Here is a 3,099-nt window from a genome sequence, read left to right as displayed (position 1 = left end):
TGACTGGAAATAATGAAGATACAATCAGGGATAATCCTGCCAGTTCTCTGGAATTGGCTGAATTTATTCAAAACTATGGTACTTGTATCAATGAGAATCTGGAGCAATTATGGCGAAGGATTGTATTCAATATTGCTATTTCGAACACGGATGATCACTTGCGAAACCATGGTTTTATTTTAACGGATAAAGGGTGGGTTTTGTCACCTGCTTATGATATAAATCCCTCGATAGATAAAGATGGTCTGGCCTTGAATATCGACATGGACAACAACGCTTTGGATTTTGATCTGGCAAAAAGTGTAGGTCAGTTTTTCCGCCTGGAAAACAAACAAATGGATCGGATTATCGAAGAAGTTACAACCCCGGTAAAAGAATGGCGTAAACTGGCGAAGAAAATAGGAATTTCCAATAACGATCAGGAATTAATGGCCAAAGCATTTCGTGTATAATTTGCCGGTTATTATCTTATTAAGTAGTTCTCCAATGCATTGGCCCATCATTCCGGCATGCTGAAACAGCTCTGTTTATGATTCTCAGGTAGTCGTTTTCCATGCGATATACCGGAAAGAAGAGCCTTATGCACCCCACGGCAAGAGCAGGAAATTCCGGTCAGCTTTACTCAATTCCTCCCAAATCTTCCTTTTACCCGCCCCGTATTTTCGTCCGCCCATTATCCGTCCCTATGCGAAAACCCGGAGTCAGGTTCCAGTCAGTCCTTCTCTTTTCGCAAAGCATCCCTACATTCCTGCACTTACCTTTGGCCAGCGCTTGTTTATTATTTTAAAGGTATATCAAAGGTATTTCTCCTGTGCCCCGGCCCATTCCCCTGACGGGCTTCAACGCTCCCTAAACCCGTTCGCTCACTCACGGGAAACGGTCGCTGGTTTTGCCCTTACAGTGAAAAGAGCCTACAGGCACCGCACGGAAAGAGCCATCCTTTTGTTTCACTACAGTCCTGCACTTTCCTGTAGCCTACCCACATATGTAATTTAATGATTATTCGTTTTTAAAAGGTTGAAAACAAAAAAAAGACGCCCAAAGATCGCCAGCCTCCGCCAAAGCCCACTCCCGGAAAACCGCAAGGCTAAATAAATGTCCCGTTTTATTTATTGAAAAGCTAAATCTATAATTTTGATAGTTACGGGACAGCCTTGCCGTTTATCCACGGCTGGCAGTCCCCGGGCTTTCTTCTCTTTTTTTTCTTTTTTTCTCTTCTTTTGGGGATTATTTTATTTTACCAAATAAAATTAAAACAGCCTGTTTTATATCGAAATCTAGCTTATTCAGGATCGTTACTAATCTAAACCATACACCTACGCCTAAATTTAATGATATCGAGGAAGTTTATTTAACCATATAAAAAATACACGTGTATTTAGGTGTTTTTTTTCTCCAGCCGCTCTGTTGAATTTTGCCAACAGTTTCAACAGAAAAAATACAAATCATGTTTGGCTTAGATGAAATCACCTGGAAAGAATTTATTCAGTTTTTAGTTTTTCTATTAATTGCCTGGTATACACTGGTACTCTTGGTAGCCTGGATTAAAAGCCGGGAAAAACAAAATAGCCTGTTCGAAGAAGGACATCCAACAAAAATGTCCGTTTCGGAAGGGATTGAACCTATTCATGTTGCTTCCTCGAACTTTCCCTCAAAGCTGATTTCCACAATCTCCGAAAATTCCATTCCGCTGGAAGTAAGTGTCTACGAAGAGACCGGCTCGGATGACGGAATTCATATTGATTACCTGCTTAACGAGTTAACAGGAAGACTTGAAAAATTGCTTCCAGAGATTCAATATCAATAATAACATTTAATCAAAAAAAATTATGAGAAAACAATTGCAGGCGATTTATCGCAGGGGCATGGCAGTTATGGCTATGCTGGTTTTGGGAGTGTATAACGTAATGGCGCAAAGCTCGGCCGGGATTGATCAGGCAACCACAGAAGTAAATTCATACGTGGATCCGGTTGCTAACCTTATAATTGCTATCGGGGCAGTAGTGGGACTAATCGGTGGAGTGCGTGTGTACATCAAATGGCAGAGTGGGGACCAGGATACCCAAAAGGCCATAATGGGATGGTTTGGCGCCTGTCTCTTCCTGATTCTGGTTGGCGTAGTAATCCGCTCATTCTTTGCATAAAAAATTATCGGTGGGGAGACCGGACAGTGTGACTAAGTAGGTATTGAGGGACGATCCTGTATCGTTCCTCAATCTTCCCTAACCTTTTAAATCAACGGATAACAATGAAAACTTACACCATTCAAAAGATCGATACCAACCTTTACATCAAAGGATTCTCTGGTCAGCTGGTTTACCTGGCGCTTTACGGTATACTGATTACGTTGATTGTATTTGTAGTGCTCTACATCGCAGCCGGAACTTTTATCTCGGTTGCTGTTTGTGTACCGGCCTTTTTTGCCTGGCTGTATCGCTTAAACCGGATCCAGAAAAACTATGGACACCGGGGCTGGCATAAAAAACGAATTGCCCGTCAACTCCCGGAATTTATTACCATCAAACAACGCATTTATCAGCAATAATATGAGAGTAAAACCAATACAAATCAGTCTGCCTGTTCTGGGTTTTGACGGAGATATCCTGATCTCCAACAATCTGGATATGGGATTTGGAATGCGACTTTTTCTGCCGGAGCTGCTGTCCTGCAGTACAGAAAAATTATACCTGCTGCACGATACCTTTCAACGGGCTATAAACATCCTTCCGGAAAATTCCCTGCTACACAAACAGGACTTCTTCTTTACCGAAGGATTTTGCACCGACCGCAATACTACATTGAAACAGGTACGCAGTTTAAGTGGAAACTATCTGGATCATTTTCAGGGAAGAAACTATTTGAAACATGAATGCTACCTCTATGTAAGCCTGTTGAATACCGGTTTATTGAAAAACTACCTGGGATCTTCGCTGATCTTTTCACGCAAAGCAAGGCTGGAAGAAGCCCGGTTGCAGGAAAAGATCCGGGAACTGCAGACCAACCTTTCTTCGATATTCCGGCAAAGTGGAATAGAAAGTATACCGGTAACCAGAGAACAAGCCATGGGAACAGCCTCCGAAATCGGGCTGATTGAACGTT

The 3,099-nt window shown here is 42.1% G+C and carries 5 protein-coding genes; all 5 read left to right on the top strand.

The features are described from left to right. Nucleotides 1–452, top strand: a 452-nt coding sequence (locus ABZB17_RS21830; RefSeq protein WP_372653656.1) for a type II toxin-antitoxin system HipA family toxin, incomplete at its 5' end; no start/stop codon positions are given. Between the two features lie 995 nt (nt 453–1,447). Continuing rightward, nucleotides 1,448–1,807 carry a hypothetical protein gene (locus ABZB17_RS21825; RefSeq protein WP_297098928.1) on the top strand — a complete coding sequence of 120 codons (360 nt, stop codon included), beginning with the start codon at nt 1,448–1,450 and terminating at the stop codon, nt 1,805–1,807. 22 nt (nt 1,808–1,829) lie between these two features. Beyond that, complete coding sequence (locus tag ABZB17_RS21820) at nt 1,830–2,144, top strand: DUF4134 domain-containing protein (protein ID WP_372653654.1); 315 nt, start codon at nt 1,830–1,832, stop codon at nt 2,142–2,144. Nucleotides 2,145–2,248: 104 nt separating this feature from the next. After that, nucleotides 2,249–2,545, top strand: a complete 297-nt coding sequence (locus ABZB17_RS21815) for a DUF4133 domain-containing protein (protein ID WP_372653652.1) — start codon at nt 2,249–2,251, stop codon at nt 2,543–2,545. A gap of 1 nt (nt 2,546) precedes the next feature. Further along, nucleotides 2,547–3,099, top strand: a 553-nt coding sequence (locus ABZB17_RS21810) for a hypothetical protein (protein ID WP_372653650.1), incomplete at its 3' end; no start/stop codon positions are given.

It is taken from the genome of Draconibacterium sp. (assembly GCF_041583095.1).
Taxonomy (GTDB): Bacteria; Bacteroidota; Bacteroidia; order Bacteroidales; family Prolixibacteraceae; genus Draconibacterium.
The sequence above is the reverse complement of the archived record's forward strand: the minus strand, read 5'-3'. Positions and strand labels throughout refer to the sequence as shown.